This is a genomic window from Pseudomonas sp. TMW22089 (assembly GCF_022496645.1).
Classification (GTDB): domain Bacteria; phylum Pseudomonadota; class Gammaproteobacteria; order Pseudomonadales; family Pseudomonadaceae; genus Aquipseudomonas; species Aquipseudomonas paraversuta.
This window is the reverse complement of record NZ_SCFG01000031.1, coordinates 1-24,736: the sequence shown is the minus strand read 5'-3', so window position 1 is coordinate 24,736 and position 24,736 is coordinate 1. Positions and strand designations below refer to the sequence as shown.

Annotated in this window: 22 protein-coding genes; 10 read left to right on the top strand and 12 right to left on the bottom strand. The window is 58.5% G+C overall.

What is annotated here, in order from left to right; genetic code table 11:
* Positions 1–15 precede the first annotated feature (15 nt).
* Positions 16–1,203 (bottom strand): CaiB/BaiF CoA-transferase family protein, encoded by a 1,188-nt coding sequence (locus EQV90_RS20000; RefSeq protein ID WP_003445966.1) that lies wholly within the window; start codon positions 1,201–1,203, stop codon positions 16–18.
* A gap of 93 nt (positions 1,204–1,296) precedes the next feature.
* Complete coding sequence (locus tag EQV90_RS19995) at positions 1,297–3,024, bottom strand: acyl-CoA dehydrogenase family protein (RefSeq protein WP_240878571.1); 1,728 nt, start codon at positions 3,022–3,024, stop codon at positions 1,297–1,299.
* 113 nt (positions 3,025–3,137) lie between these two features.
* Between EQV90_RS19995 and EQV90_RS19990 the strand changes: the two genes are divergently transcribed.
* The 3 genes from EQV90_RS19990 to EQV90_RS19980 all read left to right on the top strand — a co-directional run bounded on the left by EQV90_RS19990 (position 3,138) and on the right by EQV90_RS19980 (position 7,328).
* Entirely contained in the window at positions 3,138–4,028 is an 891-nt protein-coding gene (locus EQV90_RS19990) for a LysR family transcriptional regulator (RefSeq protein ID WP_003445970.1), read from the top strand.
* A gap of 183 nt (positions 4,029–4,211) precedes the next feature.
* Positions 4,212–5,645 (top strand): MFS transporter, encoded by a 1,434-nt coding sequence (locus EQV90_RS19985; protein ID WP_003445975.1) that lies wholly within the window; start codon positions 4,212–4,214, stop codon positions 5,643–5,645.
* Positions 5,646–7,328 carry an amidohydrolase gene (locus tag EQV90_RS19980; protein WP_003445976.1) on the top strand — a complete coding sequence of 561 codons (1,683 nt, stop codon included), beginning with the start codon at positions 5,646–5,648 and terminating at the stop codon, positions 7,326–7,328.
* 514 nt (positions 7,329–7,842) lie between these two features.
* Here EQV90_RS19980 and EQV90_RS19975 read toward each other — a convergent pair.
* Together EQV90_RS19975 and EQV90_RS19970 are read right to left on the bottom strand one after the other, a co-directional pair.
* Positions 7,843–9,117, bottom strand: a complete 1,275-nt coding sequence (locus EQV90_RS19975) for a glucarate dehydratase family protein (protein ID WP_160627792.1) — start codon at positions 9,115–9,117, stop codon at positions 7,843–7,845.
* A complete protein-coding gene (locus tag EQV90_RS19970; RefSeq protein ID WP_240878570.1) occupies positions 9,114–10,499 on the bottom strand; it encodes an MFS transporter in 1,386 nt (461 codons plus the stop codon). The genes EQV90_RS19975 and EQV90_RS19970 overlap by 4 nt, the downstream gene beginning before the upstream one ends.
* A gap of 106 nt (positions 10,500–10,605) precedes the next feature.
* On the opposite strand from EQV90_RS19970, the gene EQV90_RS19965 reads away from it, so the two are divergent.
* The gene (locus tag EQV90_RS19965; RefSeq protein WP_003445985.1) at positions 10,606–11,508 is read left to right on the top strand and encodes a LysR family transcriptional regulator; all 903 of its coding nucleotides are present in this window, start codon (positions 10,606–10,608) and stop codon (positions 11,506–11,508) included.
* A gap of 185 nt (positions 11,509–11,693) precedes the next feature.
* Positions 11,694–12,788 (top strand): lactonase family protein, encoded by a 1,095-nt coding sequence (locus EQV90_RS19960; RefSeq protein ID WP_238839956.1) that lies wholly within the window; start codon positions 11,694–11,696, stop codon positions 12,786–12,788.
* Positions 12,789–12,809: 21 nt separating this feature from the next.
* Here the strand turns inward: EQV90_RS19960 and EQV90_RS19955 are convergent, their stop codons facing one another.
* Complete coding sequence (locus EQV90_RS19955; protein ID WP_240878569.1) at positions 12,810–14,105, bottom strand: EAL domain-containing response regulator; 1,296 nt, start codon at positions 14,103–14,105, stop codon at positions 12,810–12,812.
* A gap of 118 nt (positions 14,106–14,223) precedes the next feature.
* On the bottom strand, positions 14,224–14,628 hold the full coding sequence (locus EQV90_RS19950; RefSeq protein ID WP_003445988.1) for a helix-turn-helix domain-containing protein: 405 nt from the start codon (positions 14,626–14,628) through the stop codon (positions 14,224–14,226).
* Between the two features lie 80 nt (positions 14,629–14,708).
* Between EQV90_RS19950 and EQV90_RS19945 the strand changes: the two genes are divergently transcribed.
* Positions 14,709–15,203, top strand: coding sequence for a DUF2938 domain-containing protein (locus EQV90_RS19945; RefSeq protein ID WP_010657287.1), 495 nt, complete (start codon positions 14,709–14,711; stop codon positions 15,201–15,203).
* A 565-nt stretch (positions 15,204–15,768) separates the two neighbouring features.
* Here the strand turns inward: EQV90_RS19945 and umuC are convergent.
* From umuC to EQV90_RS19930, 3 genes are all read right to left on the bottom strand, one after another.
* Positions 15,769–17,043 carry a translesion error-prone DNA polymerase V subunit UmuC gene (umuC, locus tag EQV90_RS19940; protein WP_003446002.1) on the bottom strand — a complete coding sequence of 425 codons (1,275 nt, stop codon included), beginning with the start codon at positions 17,041–17,043 and terminating at the stop codon, positions 15,769–15,771.
* On the bottom strand, positions 17,033–17,461 hold the full coding sequence (locus EQV90_RS19935) for a S24 family peptidase (RefSeq protein ID WP_003446004.1): 429 nt from the start codon (positions 17,459–17,461) through the stop codon (positions 17,033–17,035). The genes umuC and EQV90_RS19935 overlap by 11 nt, the downstream gene beginning before the upstream one ends.
* 301 nt (positions 17,462–17,762) lie before the next feature.
* A complete protein-coding gene (locus EQV90_RS19930) occupies positions 17,763–18,137 on the bottom strand; it encodes a hypothetical protein (protein WP_148666177.1) in 375 nt (124 codons plus the stop codon).
* A gap of 192 nt (positions 18,138–18,329) precedes the next feature.
* Between EQV90_RS19930 and EQV90_RS19925 the strand changes: the two genes are divergently transcribed.
* The 4 genes from EQV90_RS19925 to EQV90_RS19910 all read left to right on the top strand — a co-directional run bounded on the left by EQV90_RS19925 (position 18,330) and on the right by EQV90_RS19910 (position 22,029).
* Positions 18,330–19,121: an ABC transporter permease gene (locus tag EQV90_RS19925; protein WP_100917183.1), complete on the top strand. Its 792-nt coding sequence runs from the start codon at positions 18,330–18,332 to the stop codon at positions 19,119–19,121.
* Positions 19,122–19,190: 69 nt separating this feature from the next.
* Positions 19,191–19,787: an ABC transporter ATP-binding protein gene (locus EQV90_RS19920; RefSeq protein ID WP_235972469.1), complete on the top strand. Its 597-nt coding sequence runs from the start codon at positions 19,191–19,193 to the stop codon at positions 19,785–19,787.
* Between the two features lie 54 nt (positions 19,788–19,841).
* Complete coding sequence (locus EQV90_RS19915) at positions 19,842–20,948, top strand: LPS biosynthesis protein (RefSeq protein ID WP_003446009.1); 1,107 nt, start codon at positions 19,842–19,844, stop codon at positions 20,946–20,948.
* Complete coding sequence (locus EQV90_RS19910) at positions 20,941–22,029, top strand: polysaccharide biosynthesis/export family protein (RefSeq protein WP_037001841.1); 1,089 nt, start codon at positions 20,941–20,943, stop codon at positions 22,027–22,029. Before EQV90_RS19915 ends, EQV90_RS19910 begins: the two co-directional genes overlap by 8 nt.
* 107 nt (positions 22,030–22,136) lie before the next feature.
* Here the strand turns inward: EQV90_RS19910 and EQV90_RS19905 are convergent, their stop codons facing one another.
* The 3 genes from EQV90_RS19905 to EQV90_RS19895 all read right to left on the bottom strand — a co-directional run bounded on the left by EQV90_RS19905 (position 22,137) and on the right by EQV90_RS19895 (position 24,545).
* Positions 22,137–22,307, bottom strand: coding sequence for a hypothetical protein (locus tag EQV90_RS19905; RefSeq protein WP_240878568.1), 171 nt, complete (start codon positions 22,305–22,307; stop codon positions 22,137–22,139).
* Between the two features lie 38 nt (positions 22,308–22,345).
* Positions 22,346–23,269: a hypothetical protein gene (locus EQV90_RS19900; protein ID WP_240878567.1), complete on the bottom strand. Its 924-nt coding sequence runs from the start codon at positions 23,267–23,269 to the stop codon at positions 22,346–22,348.
* 163 nt (positions 23,270–23,432) lie between these two features.
* Entirely contained in the window at positions 23,433–24,545 is a 1,113-nt protein-coding gene (locus tag EQV90_RS19895) for a right-handed parallel beta-helix repeat-containing protein (protein ID WP_160627808.1), read from the bottom strand.
* Positions 24,546–24,736: the final 191 nt, after the last annotated feature.

The window sequence follows — 24,736 nt, the reverse complement described above, 5'->3', positions numbered from 1 at the left end:
GGTATTGGTAAGGAATCAGCCGCGCACAATGCCCGCGGCATAAAGTTTTTCGATCATCTGCGCGTCCAGCCCCATGCCCTGCAACACCTGGCGGGTGTCCTGCCCCAGGGCCGGAGGCGCGCTGCGATAGGTGGCCGGGGTACGCGAGAGCTTCACTGGCGAACCAATGCCGCGATAGTCACCGATCTCCACCAGCAGACCGCGATGCAAGGTGTGCGGGTGCGCAACCACGGTGTCGATGGTGGCAATGGAGCCGCAGGGCACACCGAGCTGGATCAGCTGCGGCGCCAGCGTCGCCCCGTCGTGCCGGGCCAGGAGCTTTTCCAGCGCCTGTTTCAAGGCCTCGCGGTGCACCGAACGGGCGCCGTTGTCGATAAAACGCGGGTCTTGTGGCAAGTCCCCGGCGCCCAGTTGTTCGCACAGTCTGGCAAACTGCCGATCGTTGCCCACGGCCAGAAAAATCGGCTCGCTGGCGGTGCGGTAACTGTCATAGGGCGCGATATTGGGGTGGGCATTGCCGGTACGCTGCGGAACCTTGCCGGCCGCCAGATAGTTCGGCACATGGGGGTGCAGCAATGACACACCGCAGTCGTAAAGGGTGATGTCCAGCGACTGGCCCAAACCGCTGCGATGACGTTCATTGAGCGCCAGCAGCACCCCCGCCAGCGCATTGAGCCCGGTGACCATGTCGACGATAGGCAGGCCAATGCGCAACGGGCCGCCATCGGCTTCGCCGTTGACACTCATCAGCCCGGCCATGGCCTGGATCACTGCGTCGTAACCTGGCAGGCCGCCCAGCGGGCCGTCGCCGCCAAAACCGGAGATCGCGCAGTGGATCAGCCCGGGAAAGCGCTGGCTCAGGACATCGGCGTAATCAATTCCCCAGCGCTTGAGGGTACCGGGTTTGAAGTTCTCGATCAGGACATCGGCGTCCTCCAGCAATTGCATCAGCAACCCGATGCCTTCGGGGCGGGACAAGTCCACTGCAATCCCCTGCTTGTTGCGATTGACCCCGCGGAAATAGGACGCGTCGTCACCCTCGAACGGCGGGCCCCAGCCGCGGGTTTCATCGCCGCTCAAGGGTTCCAGCTTGATTACCTCGGCGCCATGGTCGGCCAGCGCCTGAGAACAATAAGGGCCGCCCAGTACGCGGCTGAGGTCGATCACTTTGAGGCCGTCGAGGGCCCCTTTGGGAGTGCTCATAGATACGCTCTGATGAATATCGAATTCAATCTGATTTCCTGTAGAAACGAGCTTTTGCGCGGTATTTCCAAATGCTCGCGAGCAAGCTCGCTCCTACAGGGTTTTGGGTAACAGCTGCAGGGCGTCGGCTTGCGTCAGCGGGCTTTCATTGGCCAGACGCGCCAGCAGGCCGGCCTCGATTTCCGGCTCCGGGCTCAGCGGGTCCCGTGGCAACAGCTTGTGTTGCAGCAACAGGTGCGCCAGAGCCAGACGCCGGTAATCACCCGCCTGCCGGCTGCTTTCCCAGGCCATGAATATCGCCGTGGCAATGTGATAGAGCGCGCTGCCCGCCAACCGCACCTGCTCGTCCCGTTGCTCATGGGCCACCTCGGCCACTCTGGCAACGGTGCGTTGCAGCACGCCCTCGAACAGACGCTGGCTGGCCGCAGGCAACTGCGCTTCGGCCAGCAGGTTGGCGAGAAACAGCTGCAAGGGTTCCAGCGCCTGCTCGCGGGTCACGGCACGGGCGATATCCAGCGCCACGATATTGCTGGTGCCTTCCCAGATCGAACCCAGGTGGGCGTCGCGTACCAGTCGGGCATCGCTCCATTCTTCGATGTAACCCACACCGCCACGCACTTCCATGGCATCGCCGGTGACCCGGCGGGCGTCGCGGCAAGCGCGGAATTTGATCAGCGGCGTGAGGATGCGCACGCATTTGCGGGCGGCCTCGTCGCCGGCATCGGCCTTGGGCAGCAGCGTGGCAATTTGCATGAACATCGAACGAGCCTGTTCGGTGGGCAGCATCATTTTCAGCAACTGGCGCTGCATCAAGGGCATTTCGATCAGGTGCCGGCCAAAAGCCCGGCGGTTACGGGCAATGTACAGCGACTCGTTGATACCCCGGCGCATCAGCCCGGCCGCACGTACGCCGTTGGACAGACGCGACATGTTGATCATGTCGGCCATCTGCTGGAACCCGCGCCCGACCTCCCCGATCAGATACGCCGTGGCGCCCTCAAGGGTGATTTCGCCACTGGCCATGGAGCGGCTGCCAAGTTTGTCCTTGAGCCGTTGAATCCGGTAGGCATTGCGCGAGCCGTCCGGGCGCAGCTTGGGCAGCAGAAACAGGCTGACCCCTTTCATGCCCGATGGCGCATCGTCGGGACGGGCCAGCACCATGGCCAGGTCAGCATCGGGGTTGGAGCAAAACCACTTTTCCCCGAACAACTGCCACTCGCCATCGATCTGCCGGGCCCGGGTTTCAGTGCGCGACACATCGGAGCCTGCAGCCTGCTCGGTCATGAACATGGCGCCCTGGAACAGACTGTCGAAATCCTGGGACACCAGCGACGGCAAGTAACGCGCCTGCAGTTGCGGGGAGCCGAACTTGCGCAGGGTGCGGGTCAGGGAATCGGTCATGCTCACCGGGCAGCACAGGCCGAACTCGGCCTGTACAAACAGGTAGGTCAGCGCGTATTTCGACAGCGCCAGTGTGCCGTCCTCACGGTGGCTCATGGCAGCCAGGCCCAGTTCGGCGTAGGCCACCCGCTCCAGCGCGACGAAGTCCGGGTGTTTTTGGATGCTTTGCAGGTCTTCACCACGGCGGGTGCGGGGCAACAGTTTCGGCGGATTTTTGTCGGCCGACAGCGCCAGCAGATCCAGTTCGCCACCGGCTCTGGCGCCCAGTTTGCGCCAGGTCGGCAGCCAGTGGCCATAGACCGCGGCTGGCAGATACACCTTGAGCAGCGCGGCCAGCCCGGCATCGCAATCGAACAGGTTAAGCCCCCGGCTGTCGGGGATATTCAAGGGGTCGTAGGCGCGGTCTGGCTGGGTATCCATGGCAGTTCTCCTGATTCTTGTGGTCCAAGAGTAGGGTCGCCATCGATAAGTATCTAATACAAAGTTAATCAACTACGATAACCAAAAATTATCGTAAGCCGAGGCCAATCCCCATGGATCTCAAGCAACTGCGTTACTTTGTAGCTGTGGCCGAAGAGCTGCATTTTGGCCGAGCCGCCGCCCGCCTGTTTATCTCCCAGCCAGCCCTGAGCTTCGACATCAAAAAGCTCGAAAGCCAGCTCGACATTCAGTTGCTCAACCGCAACAACAAGTCAGTAAGTCTGACCAATGCCGGTCAGGTGCTGCTCGACGAAGCCCGCTACCTGCTGCTGCGGGCCGAACAGGCCAGGCACCTGACCCGGCGCTCGGCCCAGGGTTTTGTCGGGCGCCTGAGTGTCGGCTTCGTCAACTCGATCCTGCATCGCGGCCTGCCACAGGCGGTCAGGATTTTCGAGCAGCAGCACCCCGACACCGAAATCGTATTGATGGAAATGAACAGTGCCGAGCAGGTCCAGGCCTTGCAGCGCGGGCAGATCGATATCGGCTTCGTGCACCGCAGCAAATTCCCCGAAAGCATCTGCTGCGAGCCGGTGCTGCGCGAGCCGTTCCTGTGCTGCCTCCCCGACTCGCACCGGCTGGCGGGTCAGGAGCGAATCGATCTGCAGGACCTTGCGGACGAAGATTTCATTCTGTTCCCGCGCAACGTGTCTCCCCACTATCACGACCTGATCATTGCCCACTGCGTGGCCGCCGGTTTCAGTCCGCGAATCCGCCATGAAACCCGGCTCTGGCAAACCGTGGTGTCTATGGTGGCCTACAACCTGGGCGTGGCGCTGGTACCCCAGACCCTGGCTGCAACCTGGAAACAGGGGGTGCACTATTGCCAAATCAACGGCAGCGGCGCGCACTCCGAAATTCATGCCATTCGCCAGGCCACGTTGCCCTCGGCGGCGGCACAAAGCCTGCTGGAGCTGTTCAAGGCCCAGCAACAGAACTGCCGCTAAAGCCTTTCGACGATACGAAATCACGTATCAAACAATAAAATTTAATCATTATTTTTTTCAATTCTGCCTGTATAGGCTCCAGCCATCAGACCTCCTCGCCCGCCTGGAGGCTGATGTGCCGTGCAAGCCTCTCCAGGTGTTCGGGAGAGGACATAGACCAATAATAATGAGCAGGAAAAAACTATGAATGCCACCCAGGAAGTTGCCGCCCACAAAAGAGCCCGCAAGGCCGGAGTGGCCTCGTTCATCGGTACGACCATCGAGTGGTATGACTTTTATGCCTACGGCATTGCCGCTGCTCTGGTGTTCGGCAAAGTGTTCTTTCCCGCCGACCTGAACCCCGGCACCGCCACCATGCTGTCGTTTCTTACTTTGTGGGCCGGGTTTATCGCGCGCCCCATAGGCGGCATTATCTTCGGTCACCTGGGTGACAAGATCGGGCGCAAGACCACCCTGGTCATCACCCTGGTGATGATGGGCGTGGCCACCACCTGCATCGGCCTGTTGCCCACCTATCTGCAAATTGGTATCTGGGCCCCGATCGCACTGGTGGTGCTGCGGGTCATTCAGGGAATCGCGGTGGGTGGCGAATGGGGCGGTGCCATTCTGATAGCCAGCGAGAATGCGCCCAAGGGCAAGGGCATCCTGTATGCCGCTTTCGCCCAGCAGGGGTCCCCCGCCGGCAACCTGCTGGCGACCATCGTGTTCTTCGCCCTCAGCGCCCTGCCGGTCTCGGACTTCATGCTCTGGGGCTGGCGCATTCCGTTCCTGCTCTCCGCAGCACTGGTGATCGTCGGCATGGTGATTCGTCTCAAGCTCGAAGAGTCGGATGACATGAAGCGCCTGATGGAACAAAAGAAGACCGTCAAACTGCCCGTTGTGGCCGTGCTGCGCGACCACTGGCGGATTGTGCTGCTGTGTGCCGGCGTCCTGCCGATCATCCATGTCACTTACTTCAAGAGTACCTTTGCCCTGTCCTGGGCCACCAAGGAACTGGGCTACGCCCAAAGCACCTTTCTCAGCGTGATCATCATTTCTCTGGTGGTGCAGTTCCTGGTCCAGCCGTTCGGCGCGGTGCTGGTGTCAAAGATCGACATGCGCAAGGCCGTGGCCTTTATGGTGATCCCGGAGCTGTTGCTGATGCCGGCGATGTTCCTCGCGGTGGAAACCAAAATCTACTGGATCGCCGTGCTCGGCATGTGCCTGGCGACCATTCCCCATTCGATGTTTTACGGTGCAGTGGGCGGCATCCTGGCCCGGGCCTTCCCGACCAAGGTGCGCTACAGCGGACTGTCGGTCTCCTATCAACTGTGCTCATTGCTGGTGGGCGGTGCGACCCCGGTGCTGGCCCAGGGCATTCTCAACTCCACCGGCAGCATCATAGGCGTGGCGATTGCCTCGGCCTGCTACGCCCTGGTTTCGCTGGTGTGCATGCTGATGCTGCTCAAGCGTATTGGCCATACGGCCTCAGAACTGTCGACGGCCGAGCAGGCCGATGCCGATGAACTGGCACTTGATAGCGGCCCGGCACCCCGGTCGCAGCCGCGTACGGCGACAGACACCGGGGCAAAAAATGTCCTGACACCCATCGCAGCCACCCATACACCGGGGATTTGAATGAACGCCAACTATCTGCTTGCAGTGCTCGCCACGCTGACCGTCAACGCCAGCGCCGATCCGGCCAAAGTCGACGCCCAGGTGGTCTATACCAATGCCAATGTACTGACCGTGGACAAGGACAACAGTACGGCCCGGGCCGTTGCGGTGCGCGACGGGAAAATCCTCGCGGTGGGCGAGTCCGACGCCCTCGCCCGCTACATCGGGCCCGACACCCGGGTGGTGGATCTGCACGGCAAGACCATGATCCCCGGGATCTATGATGCCCACAGTCATTTTGCCAGTTCGAAAATCACCGGGACCTTTGTCGCCGACCTCAACAGCCCGCCCATCGGCGATGTGCGCAACATCGAAGATATCGTCGCGCGCCTCAAGGCCCAGCAGGCCAAGGTCGGCCCCGGGGACTGGATCAGCGGCGCCGGCTATGACGACACCCTGCTGGCCGAAAAGCGCCACCCGACCCGTGCCGATCTCGACCGGGTGTCCAGCACCCGGCCGATTTACATCACCCATGTCTCGGGGCATCTCACGGTCGCCAACAGTGCCGCTCTGGCCCTGGCCGGCATCACCGCCAGTACCCCCAACCCGCCGGGCGGGGTGATCCGCAAGGATGCCGACGGCCAGCCCAATGGCGTGCTGGAAGAGTCGGCCCTGGCCCTGGTGGGCAAACTGCGCCCGGCCCTGACCGAGCCCCTGCAACGGGAAGGCATCCGTCTTGCCGGCCAGTGGTATGCCGCCCACGGCGTGACCACCGCCAATCACGGCGCCGGCACCACCCCGGCACTGCTGAAAATGCTTGAAGATGCGGTGCAGGCCAAAGAATTGCCTATCCGGGTGATGACCTGGAGCAGCCTGGAAACCATGGACGCGGTGGACCAAGTTGCGCTGCCCAGCGGCATGATCAAGGTCGGCGGAGTCAAGGAGTTTTCGGACGGTTCAATTCAAGGCTATACAGGCTACCTGAGCGAGCATTACCACACCCCGTTCAATAACGACCTGACCTACCGCGGCTTCCCCCGTTTCAGCCGTGAGGAGCTGGCAGCCCGGGTGCTGGCCGTGCACAAATCCGGGCGCCAGATGATGATCCATGCCAATGGCGATGCGGCGATCGACGATGTGCTTTATGCCTATCGCAAGGCCCAGGAAACCTACCCGAGGGAGGATGCTCGGCAAGTGATCATCCACTCGCAGATGATGCGCGAAGATCAGCTCGACGAGGTCAAGCGACTCAATATAATTCCTTCGTTCTTCGTGCTGCACACCTACTACTGGGGCGACCGCCATCGCGATATATTCATCGGCAAGGACCGCGCGGAGCGCATCAGCCCCGCCCGTTCCGCCCAGGACAGAGGCCTGCGCTACACCATCCATACCGATACCCCCATCGTGCCGATGGAGCCGATGCGCCTGATCTGGTCGGCGGTGAACCGGGTGACCACCGGCGGCAAGGTGCTGGGTGCCGCGCAGCGTGTACCGGTGGCCGATGCCCTGCGCGCCACCACAATCAACGCGGCCCGGCAGAACTTCGAAGAGCAGGAGCGCGGCTCGATTGAGGTCGGCAAATACGCAGACCTGGTGGTCCTGTCGGACGACATTGCGACAGTCGACCCGATGAACATCAAGGACATCAAAGTGCTGGAAACCATCGTCGAGGGTAAATCCGTGTACCAGGCTCACGACTGATATTACTGGCCGCTCCCACCAAGCCCGGGCGTTGCACACAACCTGGACTACCTCGCGGTGGCATCACTGCATCGCTGGCAAGCCAGCTCCCACAAAGCCTGGGCGTTGCACACAACCTGGATTACCCCGCGGTGGCCTCACCGCCATCGCTGGCAAGCTAGCTCCCACAGGTACCGGGGAGCCGCATCACTCCACCCTTTGTGGGAGCCGGGCTTGCCCGCGATGGCAGCACCGCGGGCCGGCAGTCATGTCGATTTGTCTGCATCGCTGGCAAGCCAGCTCCCACAATGCCCGGGCGTTGCGCCCAACCTGGATTACCTCGCGATGGCCTAACCGCCATCGCTGGCAAGCCAGCTCCCACAGGTACCGGGCAGCCGCACCACTCCACCCTTTGTGGGAGCAGGGCTTGCCCGCGATGGCAGCACCGCGGTCCGGCAGTAATGTCGAATTGTCTGCATCGCTGGCAAGCCAGCTCCCACAATGCCCGGGCGTTGCACACAACCTGTAGCAGCGATCAAAAGCGCGGTTTGACTGCCTTCCACTCAGGCTTGTAACGCTGCATCTGCTTCACGTCATCGCGCTGGCGAATGCCGCAGCTGAGGAACTGGTCATGCAATCTGGCCAATTGCCCGTAGTCCAGTTCCAGCCCCAGACCCGGAGCCCGTGTGACTTTCACGCAACCGTCGACAATCGGCACTTTGCCACCCTTGATCACCTCTTCGTCCGGCTCCTGCCAGGGGTAATGGGTGTCGCAGGCATAGTCCAGGTTTGGCACCGAGGCCGCGACATGGGCCATGGCCATCAGGCTGATGCCCAAATGCGAGTTGGAGTGCATGGACACGCCCAGACCAAAGGTCTGGCACATTTTGGCCAGCACCTGGGTGTCACGCAGCCCGCCCCAGTAATGGTGGTCGGCCAGCACAATCTGTGTGCTGTTGAGGGCCACGCTGCGGCGGAACTCATCGAAGTCGGTGACCACCATGTTGGTTGCCAGTGGCAAGCCGGTGCGCCGGTGCAATTCGGCCATGCCCTCCAGACCCGGGGTCGGGTCTTCGTAATACTGCAGATCGTCACCCAGCAATTGCGCCATGCGAATGGCCGTTGGTAACGACCAGTTGCCATTCGGGTCAATGCGCAGCGGGTAGCCGGGAAAAGCTTTTTTCAGCGCCTTGATGCACGCCACTTCCTGCTCCGGGGGCAGTGTCCCGGCCTTGAGCTTGATGCTTTTGAAGCCGTAGTCCTCAATCATGCGCCGGGCCTGGGCGACGATTTGTGCTTCGTTCAGTGCCTCGCCCCAGGCGTCGGCCTTGTAGGGTGAATCAATATGCTCGGCGTATTTGAAGAACAGGTAGGCACTGAAGGGAATCTCATCGCGCACCGCGCCGCCGAGCAGGTCCACCAGCGGCACCTTCAGGTAATGCGCCTGCAGGTCAAGAAACGCCACTTCAAAGGCCGAATAGGCGTTGCTCACCGCTTTGCTGGCATGGGAGCCGGGGGCCAGTTCCGCCCCCGCCATGCTCCGCGGTTTATTGGCCGCCACTGTGGCCTGCACAATGGCCCGCAACTGATTGAGATTGAACGGATCGAGACCTATGAGTTGCTCCTGCAACTGCTGCTGGATGGCCAGTGCCGGAGCATCGCCGTAGCTCTCGCCCAGGCCAATGTAGCCATTGTCGCTCTCGATCTCGATGATCGAGCGCAGGGCAAAGGGTTCATGAATGCCGCTGGCATTGAGCAGCGGCGGGTCCCGGAAAGCGATGGGGGTGACAGTGACGCGTTGGATTTTCAAGAAGCGGCTCCTGCTGGATCAGTTTTCAAAGGGTTATGCCGGGACGGGGTAATGGCTGCGCAGGCCTCGGGCTGGATGGCAAGGAACTGATTGCGCGGGGTCATACGGACAAAAAAGATCACCGCTGCCGCCACCAGTGAGGTGGCCGCCAACCCGTACAGGCCGCCTTCGATAGAGCCGGTGCTCTGCTCCAGAAAACCGAACGCGGTGGGCGCCACAAACCCGCCCAGATTGCCGATGGAGTTGATCAGGGCAATTACCGCGGCAGCGATGCGCGCATCGAGGTAGCCCTGTGGAATCGGCCAGAACAAAGCCGAGGCGGCCTTGAAGCCAATGGCCGCAAAACAGATGGCAACGAAGGCGAATACCGGCCCGCCGATGGTGGACATGAACATGCCCAGCGCCGCGATTACCAGAGTCAGCGCCACCCAGGCCTGCTGGTGTTTCCATTTGCTGGCCAAAGCCGCGAAGCCGTACATCGCGACGATGGAAATCAGCCACGGAATCGAGTTGAACAGCCCGACTTGAAAGTCGCCGAAGCTGCCCATCTTTTTAATCATGCTCGGCAGCCAGAACGTCGCGCCATAGATGGTCAGGGCAATCGAGAAATAGATAAAACAGAACAGCGCGATCTGTTTGTCGGCCAGCAATTTGAACATCGACGGCCTGACCGTCTGCACGCTTTCCCGGGCCTGCTGCTCCAGTGCACTGGCCCCCAGCAATGCAGCCTTCTCTTCTTCGCTCAGCCATTTCGCCTGGCGTGGATGCGACTGCAGCCAGAACCAGACGAAGGCACAGAGCACGATCGAGGCAAAGCCTTCAATCAGGAACATCCATTGCCAGCCATGCAGGCTCATGCCGCTGACATTGAGCAACGCCCCGGACACCGGCCCCGAGATCACCGAAGCAATGGCCGAGCCGCTGAGAAAGATCGCCATGGCCTTGCCGCGTTCGGTCGACGGCAGCCATTGGGTGAAGTAGTAAATGATCCCGGGAAAGAACCCCGCTTCAGCGGCGCCGAGAATAAAGCGCAATACATAGAAACTGGTTTCGCCGCGCACAAAGGCCATCGCCATTGCCGCTGCGCCCCAGGTAAACATGATGCGTGTCAGCCAGGCGCGGGCGCCATAGCGTTGCAGCAGCAGGTTGGAGGGCACTTCGAATATCGCGTAACCAACAAAGAACAGCCCGGCCCCCAGGCCATAGGCGGCAGCGCCAATGCCCAGGTCGGTTTCCAGGTGGCTGCGGACAAAGCCGATATTGACCCGGTCGATGTAGTTGACGATGAACATAACCACAAACAGGGGCAAGACATGACGCTTGACCTTGGCCGCGGCGCGGGCAAGCACCGTGGGGTCTGGCAGACTCTGGAGGGTATTCAAGGGGGACTCCCGATCATTGTTTTTTTAGGGACAGGGCGATCATGGACGCGGACATTGTTCCCGGTCTAATCTAACTTGGCACTGGATTGATACCGGAATTAGATCAATGTTCGAACTGACCCAACTGCGTTGCTTCACCACGGTGGCCACCGAGCTCAACTTCCGGCGTGCCGCCGAGCGGCTGAATATGACCCAGCCGCCCCTCAGCCGACAGATTCAACTGTTGGAGCATCACCTGGGAGTCGAGCTGTTCACCCGTACCACCCGCAGCGTCGCCCTGACCGCTGCCGGGCGGGCATTTTTCATCGAAGCCCAGAACTTGCTGGAACGCGCCCAACAAGCCGCGATCACCGCGCGGCGCTTCGCTGAAGGCGACATTGGCACGGTCAACATCAGTTTCGTCGGTAGCGCAGTGTATGAATTTTTGCCCAAGGTCATCGCCGAGGCCCGGCTCAAGCAGCCCCAGGTCAAAATTGATCTGTCAGAGATGAACACCTATCAGCAACATGAAGCGTTACGCGCGTGGCGCATCGACCTTGGCATCGCCCGCGCGCCCCTGCTGGAGCCCGGCTACGCCACTGAATGCCTGGTACGCGAGCCGTTCGTGCTGGCGGTGCCCGGCAGCCACCCACTGGCCAGCGCTGCTAGCGTGAATGTCAAAGACCTCGATGCACAGCCCTTCCTGATGTACTCCCATGCCGCCTACCCGCCCTTCAACGAACTGCTGACCGGCACCCTGCGCTCTGCCCGCGTGACCCCGCAGTACGTGCAGTGGCTGGGCTCGTCACTGACCATTCTGGCGCTGGTCAATGCGGCGATGGGCCTGGCCCTGGTGCCGCGTTGCGCCTCCAGCGTGGCGTTCAAGAATGTGGTGTTTCGCGATATCGATCTGGGCGAAGGGGTGCAGAGCGAACTGCATCTGATCTGGCGCGAAAACAATGACAACCCGGCATTCGCGATGTTGCTGGAAGGGATACGGCGGGCAGCACGGGACGGCTGGGGCCTGTAGGCATTGAGGGACAAGACGCTACCGGCGATGCACCCTGACGGGCACCGCAAGCACCCATAAACTGATTGACAGGACAATGATAGCCACCTAACAATCCAGCAAAGAGGTACGACAACATACAACAATAAGAAAGCCTTCTGATGCTGCGAGCTACACCCCTGAAAACCTTGACTGGCGCCGTGCTTATGAGCCTGACCCAGCTGAGCTGGGCCAGTACCTATGTCTACGTGTCCAACGCCACCGATGGCACCCTGAGCAGTTATACGTTGACTGCACAGGGTCAACTGCAGCCCCTGGCCACCACCGAAGCCGGCCCGGGGGTGATGCCCCTGGCCCTGAGCCCCGATCACAGCAAGCTCTATGCGTCCATTCGCGGCAAACCCTATGCCATGGCCACCTTCGCCATCGATCCTGAAAACGGTGCACTCAAGCACCTGAAGAACTCGACCGTGGCCGACAGCCTGGCCTATATCTCGACCGACAAGAACGGCCATTACCTGTTTGGCGCCTCGTACGGCGAGGACCTGGTCAGCGTCAATATGATCAATGCCGACGGCATCGTGACCGATGACGTGCAGCAGGTGATCAAGACCGGGCCTAACGCCCATTCGATCATTGTCGATGGCACCAACCGTTTCGTGTACGCCGCCAATCTGGGCGCCGATCGCCTGCTGGAGTTCAAATTCGATGCCGCCAGCGGCAAACTCACGCCCCTGGGTCAGGTTCAGTTGCCTGAAGGCAGCGGTCCGCGTCATCCAGTGATTTCGGCAGACAACCGTTTCCTCTATTTGCTTAACGAAATGGCCGGCAGCGTCACCACCTTTGCCATCGACCCGAAAACCGGACGCCTGACCGAGCTCGGCGATGTCAGTGCAATACCGGCGGACTCCGGCCTGGTACGCGGTGTCGCCCGCCCGATGATCAAACCCGGCCAGCCGACCCCGCCGCCACTGGCGTCCAATCTGATCTGGGCCGCCGATATCAAGCTGACCCCGGACGCACGCCACCTCTACACCTCCGAGCGCACTGGCAGCACGGTCAGCGTGTTTGCCATCGACAGCAAGACGGGGCTGCCCGGCTTTGTGCAGAACATTAAAGTCGAGCAACAACCACGGGGCATTGCGCTAGATCCCTCGGGACAATGGTTGCTGGTGAGCGGGGAGAAAAGCCCGCAGGTCGGGGTGTACGCCATTGACCCTGAAGACGGCACCCTCTCGCGCCACGCCACTGCACCTTCGGGCAAGGGCGCGAACTGGGTGCAGGTGGTGAGCTACCCCTGATATTGCCCGGGCAGCGAGCCTTCAGATAAAGCTGCGGGGTTCACGCAACAAGGGTTCCAGTTCTCTTGCGGGTAACGGCCGGCAAAACAGGAACCCTTGCAGCTGGTCGCAACCGTTGTCGCTCAAAAACGCCAGTTGATCGCGGGTTTCCACGCCTTCGGCGATGACTTTCATATCAAGACTGCGGGCCAGTTCAATGATGGTGCGGGCAATCGCTGCATCCTGCGGGTTGCGGGTGATTTCGCGGATATAGGAGATGTCAATTTTCAGCTTGTCGATGGGAAAACGCACCAGCGAAGCCAGGCTCGAATAGCCCGTGCCAAAGTCATCGATGGAGATGTTGATCCCGATTTCCTTGAGTTTTAACAAGCTGGCGATGGTGCGCGGCGTATTCACCACCAGCGAGCTCTCGGTGAGCTCGACTTCCAGCCATTTGGCGTCAACCCGGTGCGCGCCGAGGGACTGCTGAATGTCATGGATCAGGTCGCCCTCGAGCAACTGCTGAGCCGATACGTTCACCGCCACCGGCACCACATCCAGACCGGCGCGCTGCCAGTTGGCAATTTGCCGGCACACCGTGTCGATGACCCACTGCCCGACCTCTGAGATCAGCCCCAGGCTCTCAAGCACGGGAACAAAAACCCCCGGCGAGATAGTCACCAGCCCCGGTCGGTACCAGCGCAACAGCGCCTCCACCCCGCAAATCTGACCGTCAGCCAGACCGATTTTGGGTTGGTAAACCAAATCCAGAGCCTGCTTGCGCACCGCGTCGCGCAATGCCGCTTGCATCTGCTGCTGCTCGATATCCAGCGCTGTGAAATGCTCGATCGCACGGGTGCGGTTGATCTCGGTACTGACCTTGTGGCTCAGACCGGACCCGGAGGAGTCTTGTTCAACATGCCGTTCCAGCACAGGGTCAACCCGAAAGTCGCCAAATGCCTTGAGCCTTAACTGGTTACGCACCCGCCCCCACAGTTCGGTATTGGACACCGGCTTGCTGAGGAAGTCCTCGGCCCCGGCCTCCAGGCCAGAGATGCGGGCACTTTGATCCCCGGGCTCGGAAAGCATGATGATCGGGATATTGGCGGTCAAACTGTTGCTCTTGAGCTGGCGGGCAACTTCATAACCATCCATGCCCGGCATTTTGATATCCAGCAGGATCAGATCCGGTATGTGTTGCTGTGCGACAGTCAGCGCTTCTGCGCCGCAGCTGGAGGTAAGCGTGTAGTAACCCTGATTGAGCAACAGGGTGTCGAGCAAGGTGCGCATCTGGACTTCATCGTCAACGATCAACAGTGTGGCGGGCACAGTGGACATGTAAAGCCCTCAAGGGAAGAGGCTGTTTCTACCTCGCGGACTGCCTTGTCCATCGTTGAGAATCGCCGGTTAGAGAATGAGTAAAGCACCCTTGAGGGCATTACTCCACGGGCTCATCTCAATGTTTTGATCCTCCCCTGGCGGCAGTCTCCAGCAGCTGCTGAAAGCTCGGGCACTCCACATGACTGGCCGCAGGGCAGACCGCTGCACGCCTCAGTTCATCCCGTGCGGCACTGAGCCGGACAATCACCTGCTCCAGCTCATCGGCCTTTGCCAACAGCTGCGCGCGATCAAGCGCCGGCCTGCCATCGGCGCTGACCATATGTGCGATGTCATCCAGTGAAAAAGTCAGTGACTGGGCGAGCGCGATCAATGACAGTTTTTCCAGCACATCCGCGCAAAACACCCGGCTCAAGCCCCGTCGTCCTATGGAGCGGATCAGCCCTTTCTCTTCGTAGTAGCGCAAAGTCGATGCCGCGACACCCGAACGCCTTACCACCTCTCCAATGACCAGCTCTTTCATGCTTGACCTCAAGTCGGCTTGAACTTGCACACTTGTCAATTCAAGCAATCAGAAGACATGACAGGCAAGGGATAATTGAAATGACCATGGTTGAAATCATTATTAACGCAGCCGCCCTGGGTATAGGCGCGACCCTGTTCATGGACCTTGTGGCCGCGATCAAAACCCGCGCCTTCAAGATCCCGTCCCTCGACTACCGGCTCGTCGGCCGCTGGCTGGGGCATATGCTGCAGGGGCAATTCCGTCACACCTCGATTGCAGCCGCCGCCCCAACCCGCAATGAACGCATTGCGGGCTGGGTTTTTCACTACCTGACCGGCATCATTTTCGCCGCAGCACTGGTGGCCGTTGCCGGCAGCGCCTGGCTCCAACACCCGAGCCTGCTGCCCGCCCTGATTACCGGCGTCATCAGCGTCGCTGCGCCCTGGCTGATCATGCAGCCCGCCTGGGGCATGGGCATTGCTGCTGCAAACACCCCCAAACCCTGGGTGGCGCGACAAAGAAGCCTGGTCACCCACCTGACCTTCGGCCTTGGGCTGTATATAACCGGCCTGGCCTTGGTCAAATACCTCTAAGACAGCAACCAACACCGATCACCTTTTGTGGGAGTCGGGCTTGCCCGTGATGGCTGCACGGCGGTCCGGCAGGTATGCCGAGTTGTCTGCATCGCTGGCGAGCCAGCTCCCACAGATCACCCTTTGTGAGAGCCGGGCTTGCCCGCGATGGCTGCACTGCGCTCCGACAGGTATGCCGAGTTGTCTGCATCGCTGGCAAGCCAGCTCCCACAGATCATCCTTATGTGAGAGCCGGGCTTGCCCGCGATGGCTGCGCCGCGGTCCGGCAGGTATGCCGAGTTGTCTGCATCGCTGGCAAGCCAGCTCCCACAGGTACCGGGGAACCACACCACTCCACCCTTTGTGGGAGCCGGGCTTGCCCGCGATGGCAGTGCCGCGATCCGGCAGGTATGTCGATTTGTCTGCATCGCTGGCGAGCCAGCTCCCACAGGTACCGGGGAACCACACCATTCCACCCTTTGTAGGAGTCGGGCTTGCCCGCGATGGCTGCACCGCGGTCCGGCAGGTATGCCGAGTTGTCTGCATCGCTGGCGAGCCAGCTCCCACAGATAGCGGGGAGCCGCACCTAGGACACCCGCCACAGCTGATCCAGTCGGGTGGTGTAGCCCTGACTCATCAACTCCCGGCGCATGCCCCAGGCTGGATTCACCGGCACGCTGGCAGCCCGTAGCGTCCCCCTGCCCCAACGCTGATTAATCGCATCCAGCACCGACATCACCCGGGTCGCCTCCGCCGGCTGATTAAGCGCAAACAAATCATCGGAGAACTCTCCCGGCTGGCGCAGGTCCAGCAACATCACTTCAGCCTTGCTGTACCTGAAACCCGGCTGAAACACGCTATCCACAGCATCAACCGCGGCCTTGGTCAGCAGCCGTACATCATCGGTCGGGTATGGCAATGTCACTACCACCCCCTTGGCATACTTGGCTTCGTCAGGGTTGAACATGCCCGTGCGAATACTTACCCGCACCTTGGTGCAATAGGAGTTCTGCGCGCGGAGCTTTTCTGAAGCCCGCATCATATAAGTGGCCACCGCCTCTTTAATTGGCGCCACGCTGGTCAGGCGCTTGCCAAACATGCGACTGCAGCAGATTTCCTGCCTGGGAGGATCAGGTTCGTCCAGCTCCAGGCACGGCGTGCCCGACAGCTCCCGGGCGGTTTTCTCGATTACCACACTGAACCTCTTGCGCAGCATCCACGGCTCAGCGCTGGCCAGGTCCATGGCCGTGCGAATCCCCATCCCCTGCAGATGAGCCGTCATCCGCCGCCCTACTCCCCACACCTCGCTCACCGCCGTATTACGCAATACCCAGTGCCGCTGATGCTCACCACACAGATTGACCACCCCGCCGGTTTGCTCCTGTAAGCGTTTGGCCGTGTGATTGGCCAGCTTGGCCAGGGTTTTGGTGTGCGCGATCCCGACCCCGACCGGGATCCCCGTGCACTGCAGGACACGGCTGCGCAACTGGCAACCCATGGCGCTGGCATCGGCAATACCGGTCAAATCGGCAAAACACTCATCGATGCTATAGACCTCCACCGCCGGCACCTGCGCCTCGATCAGGCTCATCACCCGCTCGCTCATGTCGCCATACAGCGCATAGTTCGACGAAAATGCCACGATACCCAGCTGCTCCAGCCGGTGCTTGATCTGAAAGTACGGCTCACCCATCTTGATGTGGGGTTTGGCGTCATAACTGCGGGCGATGACGCAGCCATCGTTATTGCTCAGCACCACAATCGGCACTTTCGCCAGATCCGGGCGAAACACCCGCTCGCAACTGGCATAAAAGCTGTTGCAATCGATCAGGGCGAACACCGGATCGCACTTAATGGCCATGGTTGCGCACGCTATAGGTGATCACGCCCCAGATCGAAAGGTCATCGCCTTCCATCACATAGCGATCCGGGTATCTGGGGTTCTCTGAACCCAGAATGACCCTCTTGCCCCGCAGGCACAGACGCTTGCAGACCGGATCATTATTGAGCAGCGCGACCACCACATGCCCGTGGGCAGGCTCGATGGAGCGGTCAACCACTGCCACATCCCCGGCAAAAATCCCGACGCCCTGCATGCTGTCGCCATCGATCGTCACCAGATAAACATGCGGAGCCCGCACGTTAAGCACTTCATCCAGCGAGATTTGCTTATCCATATGATCCGTCGCCGGTGACGGAAACCCGGCAGGAATCTTGAACGAGCACATCGGCAGGCGAATGCCACCTTCAGCAAGAGGACCCAAAACAGTGAAGCCCATGACACGCGCCCTTTAGTTGACTGTATGTATATACAGTTAACTGTGTAGAGCGAATCCGGTCAATTGTTCAGGCCGAGATTTCGACGGATGGATCATGGCCACACCCCGGGCATCAGCCTTCAAGCAACGTAGTGGCCCGACTGAGATCGATTGCTGGGGGACCAACACAACACGGTTCCATGTACCGCAGACAGCAGTTGCGGGCTGTCATTTCCCCAAACGCAAAAATACCCGCGCAGACGGTCTATCCTCAGTAAGGAGCAAGGCGCAGGGGCCGTCGCAAGTTTGTAACTTTCGAGGGTTATACGGGTAGTACAGCAAAAGGAATCCAAAAATGATCTGGATCACCGTTATTTGCACTGTCGTCACCGTCACCCTCCTTGGCGCCCTGATAAATGCCTGGCGGATCCACCTCAATAAGAACGTGGAACTTCACTGACAGACGGGCACCCGTGAAAACTGCGACCGCAGTCATGCCGGCAGCCGAACTGTCTTTCGCTACACAGCAAAGCCTCAGCGCAAACCTGTTTTTCTCAAAACGGGCAATGACACCCAATAAATTCAAGAAAAAAACAACTCGAATCCAGCCCCGGCAGTGGTTTTTGGATATTGCGCTGAACTCTTTATAATTTCTTGTGTCTCGAGAAATCACCCGCCGCTTTAATATGCGATTCACAATAATTTTAGGAGCTGTCCTGTATACAAAGGCGCTTCTTTATTGACGCTCATACTACGAAACGATTAATCTCCCTGCCCCCAGAACATGGAAGACTCTCGAATCCCGGCTTTACCGCGCGGGGTTCTGCATTTCCTGAAAATGAATTCCCCGGCGCATTCATTTGCGCGGCTCTGCATTGCGGTAAACATATTGAAGCCTCGATCCTCGCTCCAGATTCAAAAATCGGTGATCTTCGCCCTGGTGCTGCGCGAAGCCCGGGCACGTTTTGGCGTGCGCCGCATGGGCGCCGTATGGACTCTCATCGAGCCCATATGCCACCTGCTTATCTTCAGTATTTTATTCGCGGTCATTCGTGGACGTACCGTCGCTGACGTTGAGTACCCGGTATTTGTCCTGGTCGCGATGGCTCCCTTCCTGCTCTACCGCAACACCGCCTTGCGCCTGATGGACAGCCTGCGGGAAAACCGCTCGCTGTTTGGCTACAAGCAAATCAAGCCTCTGGACACCTATGTCGCCCGGGTACTGGTGGAAACCTGCATCAGTGCCACGGTGTACGCGATTCTGGTATTTGCTTTCGCGTGGTACGGCTTCGACATGTCGGTGGCCAACCCGCTGATGTGGGTGACGACACTGGCCGTGGGCCTGTTGTTTGCGTTTAGCCTGGGCATGGTACTGGCATTGATCACCCATGCCCTGCCCAGCCTGAAGGTGGTCATTCGCATGGCCTTTTTCCCGCTGTATTTCATTTCCGGCGTATTGGTACCTGCTGCTTACCTGCCACAAGCGATGATGCCGGTGTTGCTGCTAAACCCTTTCCTGCACATTGTCGAGCTGATCCGCGCTGAGGTCTTGCCGCACTACACCCCTGTGGATGGCGTGTCGGAAGGTTACGTGATCTGCATCACGATAGTGCTGCTGTTTATTGCCATGGGTAGCTATCGCGCACGCCGCTTGCACCTGGTTTCCACGAAGAACGGATGAGTACAGGCCAACGTGTTCGAACTTAGAAACGTTACCAAATCCTACTTGACTCCGAAGGGACGTCGGTATGTGTTCCGCAACCTCTCGTTGTCGATTCCGCCAGGCAAGAATATCGGCCTTATCGGACGCAACGGTGCAGGCAAATCGACCCTGATGCGCCTGCTTGGCGGTGCCGATATCCCTGACTCCGGGTCCGTTGCTACAGACAGGAGTATTTCCTGGCCGGTAGGCTTGACGGGCGGTTTTCAAGGCAGCATGACCGGCCGGGAAAACATCAAGTTTGTCTGCCGCGTCTACGGCGCAATGGGCGACGACATGCGCGACAAGATCCGCTACGTTCAGGAATTTGCCGAAATCGGCGACTGGATCGACGAGCCCATCAAGACCTATTCCTCCGGAATGCGCTCTCGAGTGGCCTTTGGCCTGAGCATGGCCTTCGATTTTGATTACTACCTGATCGACGAAGTGATGTCCGTCGGCGATGCACAGTTCAAACGTAAATGTGCCGACGTATTCCAGGAAAAATTACAGCAGTCAAAAGTCGTGCTGGTGACCCACAACATGAATGAAGTTCAAAAAATCTGCGACATCGTACTGCTGGTTCGCAATGGCGAGATCCAGGTTTACGAAGACGTAGCCGAAGGCATCAAAGCCTACAACGCCTGACTTCATACTCTCTTTTATAAAGCAGAACCGTTCGACTTCAAGGATGCATCACATATGAGCAGCAAGGGTAAACTCAGACGCTGGCGCCTGGCTATCGGCCTGGTGATTTTGCCAATGGTACTGGCGGCCATTTACTACGGCATATTCGCCGCCGATCGCTATGTCAGCAGTGCACAGGTCGTCGTTCGTCAGGACGGTGGCAACCAGGCCGCCGCCATGCCTGGCCTGGCTACCCTGCTGACCGGCACCAACCCCGCGTCCAGGGAAGAGACGCTCTACCTGCGCGAATACATCGGGTCAATGGACATGATGTTGTTGCTCGAAGAGCGCCTGCACTGGATCGAGCAATATGCCGCCCAGCGCAGCGACATGTTCTTCTGGCTCAACAAGGACGCCTCGCGCGAAGACCTGCTCAGCTACTACCAGCGCATGGTAACCGCCCACTACGACGAAACTACCGGCCTGTTGCGGGTTGAAGTGCAAGCCTTTACCCCCGAGCTTTCGGAGCAAATGCTGCGCACCATACTTTCCGCCAGCGAGAACTTCGTAAACGAAGTCAGCCACAGCATTGCCCGCGAACAAATGACCTTCGCCAAAAGTGAGCTGGAAACCGCAAGGCTTCAATACGCCGATCGCAAAGCCGAACTGATCGACTTCCAGAACACCAACAAAGTGCTCGATGGCGCAAACACTGCACAAAGCCGTGCCACCATCATTTCCGACCTCGAAGCCCAGCACACCAAAGAACAGGCCGTGTTGACCGAGATGCAGTTCAAGCTTCGCGCCGATTCGCCGCAAGTGAAACAGCAGAAGCAAAGGGTTAGCGCCATCGCCCAGCAACTGGCCAAGGAAAAACGCCTGCTGGTGTCGTCAACGGACGGCTCCCAGCTGAACGTAGTCGCCTCAGCCTTCCAGCAACTGACACTGGATGCAGGCATCGCCGAAGCCAGCTACAAAACCGCAGTAGCTGCGCTCGACAATGCACGGATTGAAGCCAGCAAAAAGATCCGCACCCTGGTGACGGTCGTAAGCCCGAACACCCCGCAACAGGCACTGTACCCAGAGCGTCTGTATAACCTGGCAACTATCTTGCTCGGCCTACTGATGCTGTACGGCATTACTCGCTTCATCCTGGCTTCGATCGAGGATCACCGTGATTAAATCCCTTACTCTCTCCCACTCGTTCCACCTGAAACTGGCAACAGTGGCCCTGGCGATCCTCGGCCTCTCGGGCTGCAGTGGCGTGATATCCGGCGCTGGCCCTTACAAGGGTGCCATCGAGTCCGAGAACACGACCTACAATCTGGTGGAGATCAACGCCAACACCATCGCACCTTATATGCGTGGTGCCGTGCGCCCGATGCAAGCCAACATCGCAAAACCGCTCGCCCCCTCGGCGCGACTGATGCCCGGTGATGTCCTGAGCATCCTGATCACCGACAACGCACCGGAGGGCTCGGCGCTATTTGCCCCGCTGTCCACTGGCGGCACTCAGCTTAAAACACGCATCAACGACCAGGGCACGATTTCACTGCCCTATGTAGGCCAGCCTTTTGTGGCAGGCCTGACCCTCACCCAAGTTGAGGCATTGATCGTCAAGCAGCTCAAAGGCATGACCACCGACGTGCAAACCCACGTCGAACTGGTTGGCGACCTGTCAGGCTCGGTACTGGTTGCGGGCGCAGTCAAGTCCCCGGGGCGCTTCAGCACCCTGCAAGGGCCTTTGACCTTGCTCGATGCCGTCAACCAGGCGGGCGGACCGGTAATGGAACCGCATCTGGTCAACGTTACCGTGCGTACCGGTAGCCAGGTTCAACAGTTCAATTACGAAGACATTCTGGCCGGCAACAACATGGTGCTGCGCCCGAACTCGGAAGTCATACTCGAACGCGCCCGTCAGCGCTTCGTGGCCATGGGCGCCGTGGCTGAGCCAGGACTGAAAGATCTGCCAGCGCAAAATACCAGCTTGCTGGATGCCCTGAGCAGTGTCGGCGGATTGAAAGAAGGCAGCGCCAACCCTGAAGGCGTATTTATATTCCGCATGGGCGAAGGCAAACAGGCCAAACCTACCGTTCTGCGCCTCGACATGCGCGACCCGGCAGCGATCTTCTATGCTCGTCAGGTCGTGATCAAGCCGGATGACACCATCTATGTCACCAACTCGGCAGTGCATGAATGGCAAAAAATCATCAGCCCTGTTGTGCAGACGATGATGCTAGGCCGAGTAACAGGTATTCAGTAAACGGAAAAATACTGCCGTTAAACAAAAACGCCAAGACCCTAGGTCTTGGCGTTTTTGTTTGGAGAAATCCATTACAGCCCTGAAAAGGTATGGCGATGCCGTAACAATCAGGCCGCCAGCTTGGCCAGACGAGGTTCTATTTTCTCTGCATCCCCGCCATGCTCAAGAGCTTCGAGCAAGTACTGCCTTGCCATCTGAAGATTCCCCTCTCTCGCATATATATCCGACAGCATCATCAACACAGTGTGAGCCGTTGGATTACGTTTCAGATAGGCCATAAAGTGCACTTTCGCATACCCATGGCGCTTATTAAGCATCAATGCCCGGCCGAGACGATAACGCGCCCCCTGTAATGCGGTGCCGAGCCGACAGACATAAGCAATGGCGCCAGAGCCTCTTCTATCCGCTTGACCTCCAACAAACTTGTGCCCAGCAGATAGTTTGAGTATTCATGCCTTGGATCAAGCTTGAGCGCAACGGCTGCTTCGAGCTCAACTTTTAGCCAGTCCTTTTCCTGGAAGGCCAGAAACGTTTTATAGAGCGCCCTGACCAGAGGCCCGTTACTCACCGAGGCACCGGCCTCGATAATTTCCGGCAGCGGCTGATCGTCGGCCCACAGGGCAATAAACTCAGACAAACCATAATGATCTTTAATAAAAGGCGCACCACCATGACCAACACCCGTCAAGGTAATGGTCTTAACTTGCTTCATGTCCTGAATATGCGCAGCTGAAAGCAAATCAAGAGAGTCACACTCGCCTGCAATTTGCAAAATTTCAACTTTCGAGGCCTCAATCAGCGGACGCAGATCGGGAAATGCAAGGGGAACATTTTTAGGCATTCGCTTCAGACTGCGACTGCCCTTAATCTTCAGCTTGGTATCGTAACCAAAGGCCAGCACTTTTGCATCCAGGGCAGCGCCATATAAAACCGCACCATAACCACCCATGCTGACGCCCACAAAAAACACCTCGTCAACTTGTAAGTATTGAACAAGGGACTTTAGCTTTTCTACGGTGCCTTCATGGCTGTCACCAAAACCGGGGATCCCTTGTTGGTACCATTCGTTCCGACCGTTATTAAAGAACAACAAGTGAGACGACTGGGCATTCGCAACGTGCCAAAAATCAAATTTCCCGTCGGTTTTATCTGTACCCGCCAAAAAAACCATGAGACGCCTGGAGCCTGCACGCTCAACGATCTTGAAATGCTTACCTTCCATCTCCGAAAACGTGTCCATACCAACAAACCTATTATTTAATAAAAGTCGAGACCTGGAATGCATCTCACATACGCACAAGCAGTTCACAGGCGTGTGAGCACCTGCCCTCACTCGACAAAGGAGACCTCCCCCCGAGAAGGTCTACCTTTTTACATCAAAACGGCAGGTTTCTCTACCGTCGTCACTTACCTTCAGGGGAACACTCAACGGTGTCATTACCTTCGACTGTGTTGCCTTGCGTGTTCTGGCCATCCGGTTTTTTTGTATATTTATAAGGTTCGAGCACAGGCTCTCGACTGGCGCCGCCAATACGATTCCTCATGATTTTATTGTTGTCACCCTCAACGCGAACAGCCGTCTTGGTATGACAAAACACATTATCCTCAACAACATTATTATTGGCGTAATCCTTGTAGTACTTTCCACTCGGATCCACAGCTGGATCACCGCATCCCCACTTGCTCAAGTCCTTACCTTGACGCGAGGCAATCCAGACACCGACACGCTCATTGGTAAAGGTATTATTCCGGACGGTATTAAAATCACTTGACTGCCAACGAAGTGCAGACTTTCCGGACAGAAAGTTTTCCCCGCAGTTTTTGTACATAAGTACCCCGCCGCGCGTATTCCCTATGAACCGGTTCCCCTCAATCGTATTATGCGCCGAGGAGTCAACGGACAAGCCTTCACGCTTCCCCGCCTTACCATTGCCCTGAATGGTGTTGTTGACAATATTCAGGCGCTGCGTCCCCTGCTCCAGATAGACACCGACGTTACCTGAGTCTTGAATAGTGGAGTTTTTTAGCGTGGAGTCCGTCGTATAGCTGTCAAAATACACACCACCACGACCGCTGTTTAACACAGTGACATTGTCGATCACAATATGACTGGGCGCCACGTCATAGTTCGCATTCCGGTCGGCAGAAAGGTCTTTGATACGAAAGCCGGAAGTAATACTGATGCCACGATTTTTGAAATTCTGAATACGGCAGTTTTCAACCGTTACATTCTCGATCTTCTTTTTACCCCCACCAATAACAATACCAATAGGGATATTATTCCCACCGTCCAGCGTAGCGCCCTTGCAGTTCAGATGCGTATTACTCGCAGGTAGACGCAAAGACTGGGTATAGGTACAAGAACCGTCCAGCTCGACCTGACCGCTCAACGCATTCTGCGCCGGCAGCCGGCAGGCCCCGCCTTCCCCGGCAAAGACTACAACCGGGCAAGTGACCAATAACGAAAAAAAACAGTTCAGACTTCGTTTCAATCCAGAACTTTTTTTCATTTTCATTGTCTCCGCTCAATGCCGCATAAGGAATTATTAGAATACACTCTGAAAAGCAGAGGCGTACCCCTTAAGGAAGGTCTGAAGTAAGCAGCCGTTTTTAACGGTCTAGCTGTCTGAGGTTCAAAAAACACCGACTTAATCGAAAAACAGACCTTTCCTCCTGTCAGTTCACTATTTTTTGCGGAAGAGCACCT

Excerpts from the sequence above, each read along its gene's own strand:
- EQV90_RS19900 (WP_240878567.1), bottom strand. The coding sequence starts at position 23,269 with ATGGACACGTTTTCGGAGATGGAAGGTAAGCATTTCAAGATCGTTGAG.
- EQV90_RS19895 (WP_160627808.1), bottom strand. The coding sequence starts at position 24,545 with ATGAAAATGAAAAAAAGTTCTGGATTGAAACGAAGTCTGAACTGTTTT.
- EQV90_RS19980 (WP_003445976.1), top strand. The coding sequence starts at position 5,646 with ATGAACGCCAACTATCTGCTTGCAGTGCTCGCCACGCTGACCGTCAAC.
- EQV90_RS19950 (WP_003445988.1), bottom strand. The coding sequence starts at position 14,628 with ATGAAAGAGCTGGTCATTGGAGAGGTGGTAAGGCGTTCGGGTGTCGCG.
- EQV90_RS19960 (WP_238839956.1), top strand. The coding sequence starts at position 11,694 with ATGAGCCTGACCCAGCTGAGCTGGGCCAGTACCTATGTCTACGTGTCC.
- EQV90_RS19955 (WP_240878569.1), bottom strand. The coding sequence starts at position 14,105 with ATGTCCACTGTGCCCGCCACACTGTTGATCGTTGACGATGAAGTCCAG.
- EQV90_RS19945 (WP_010657287.1), top strand. The coding sequence starts at position 14,709 with ATGACCATGGTTGAAATCATTATTAACGCAGCCGCCCTGGGTATAGGC.
- EQV90_RS20000 (WP_003445966.1), bottom strand. The coding sequence starts at position 1,203 with ATGAGCACTCCCAAAGGGGCCCTCGACGGCCTCAAAGTGATCGACCTC.
- EQV90_RS19905 (WP_240878568.1), bottom strand. The coding sequence starts at position 22,307 with ATGGCCTATCTGAAACGTAATCCAACGGCTCACACTGTGTTGATGATG.
- EQV90_RS19935 (WP_003446004.1), bottom strand. The coding sequence starts at position 17,461 with ATGGGCTTCACTGTTTTGGGTCCTCTTGCTGAAGGTGGCATTCGCCTG.
- EQV90_RS19985 (WP_003445975.1), top strand. The coding sequence starts at position 4,212 with ATGAATGCCACCCAGGAAGTTGCCGCCCACAAAAGAGCCCGCAAGGCC.
- EQV90_RS19995 (WP_240878571.1), bottom strand. The coding sequence starts at position 3,024 with ATGGATACCCAGCCAGACCGCGCCTACGACCCCTTGAATATCCCCGAC.
- EQV90_RS19965 (WP_003445985.1), top strand. The coding sequence starts at position 10,606 with ATGTTCGAACTGACCCAACTGCGTTGCTTCACCACGGTGGCCACCGAG.
- umuC (WP_003446002.1), bottom strand. The coding sequence starts at position 17,043 with ATGGCCATTAAGTGCGATCCGGTGTTCGCCCTGATCGATTGCAACAGC.
- EQV90_RS19915 (WP_003446009.1), top strand. The coding sequence starts at position 19,842 with ATGAGCAGCAAGGGTAAACTCAGACGCTGGCGCCTGGCTATCGGCCTG.
- EQV90_RS19990 (WP_003445970.1), top strand. The coding sequence starts at position 3,138 with ATGGATCTCAAGCAACTGCGTTACTTTGTAGCTGTGGCCGAAGAGCTG.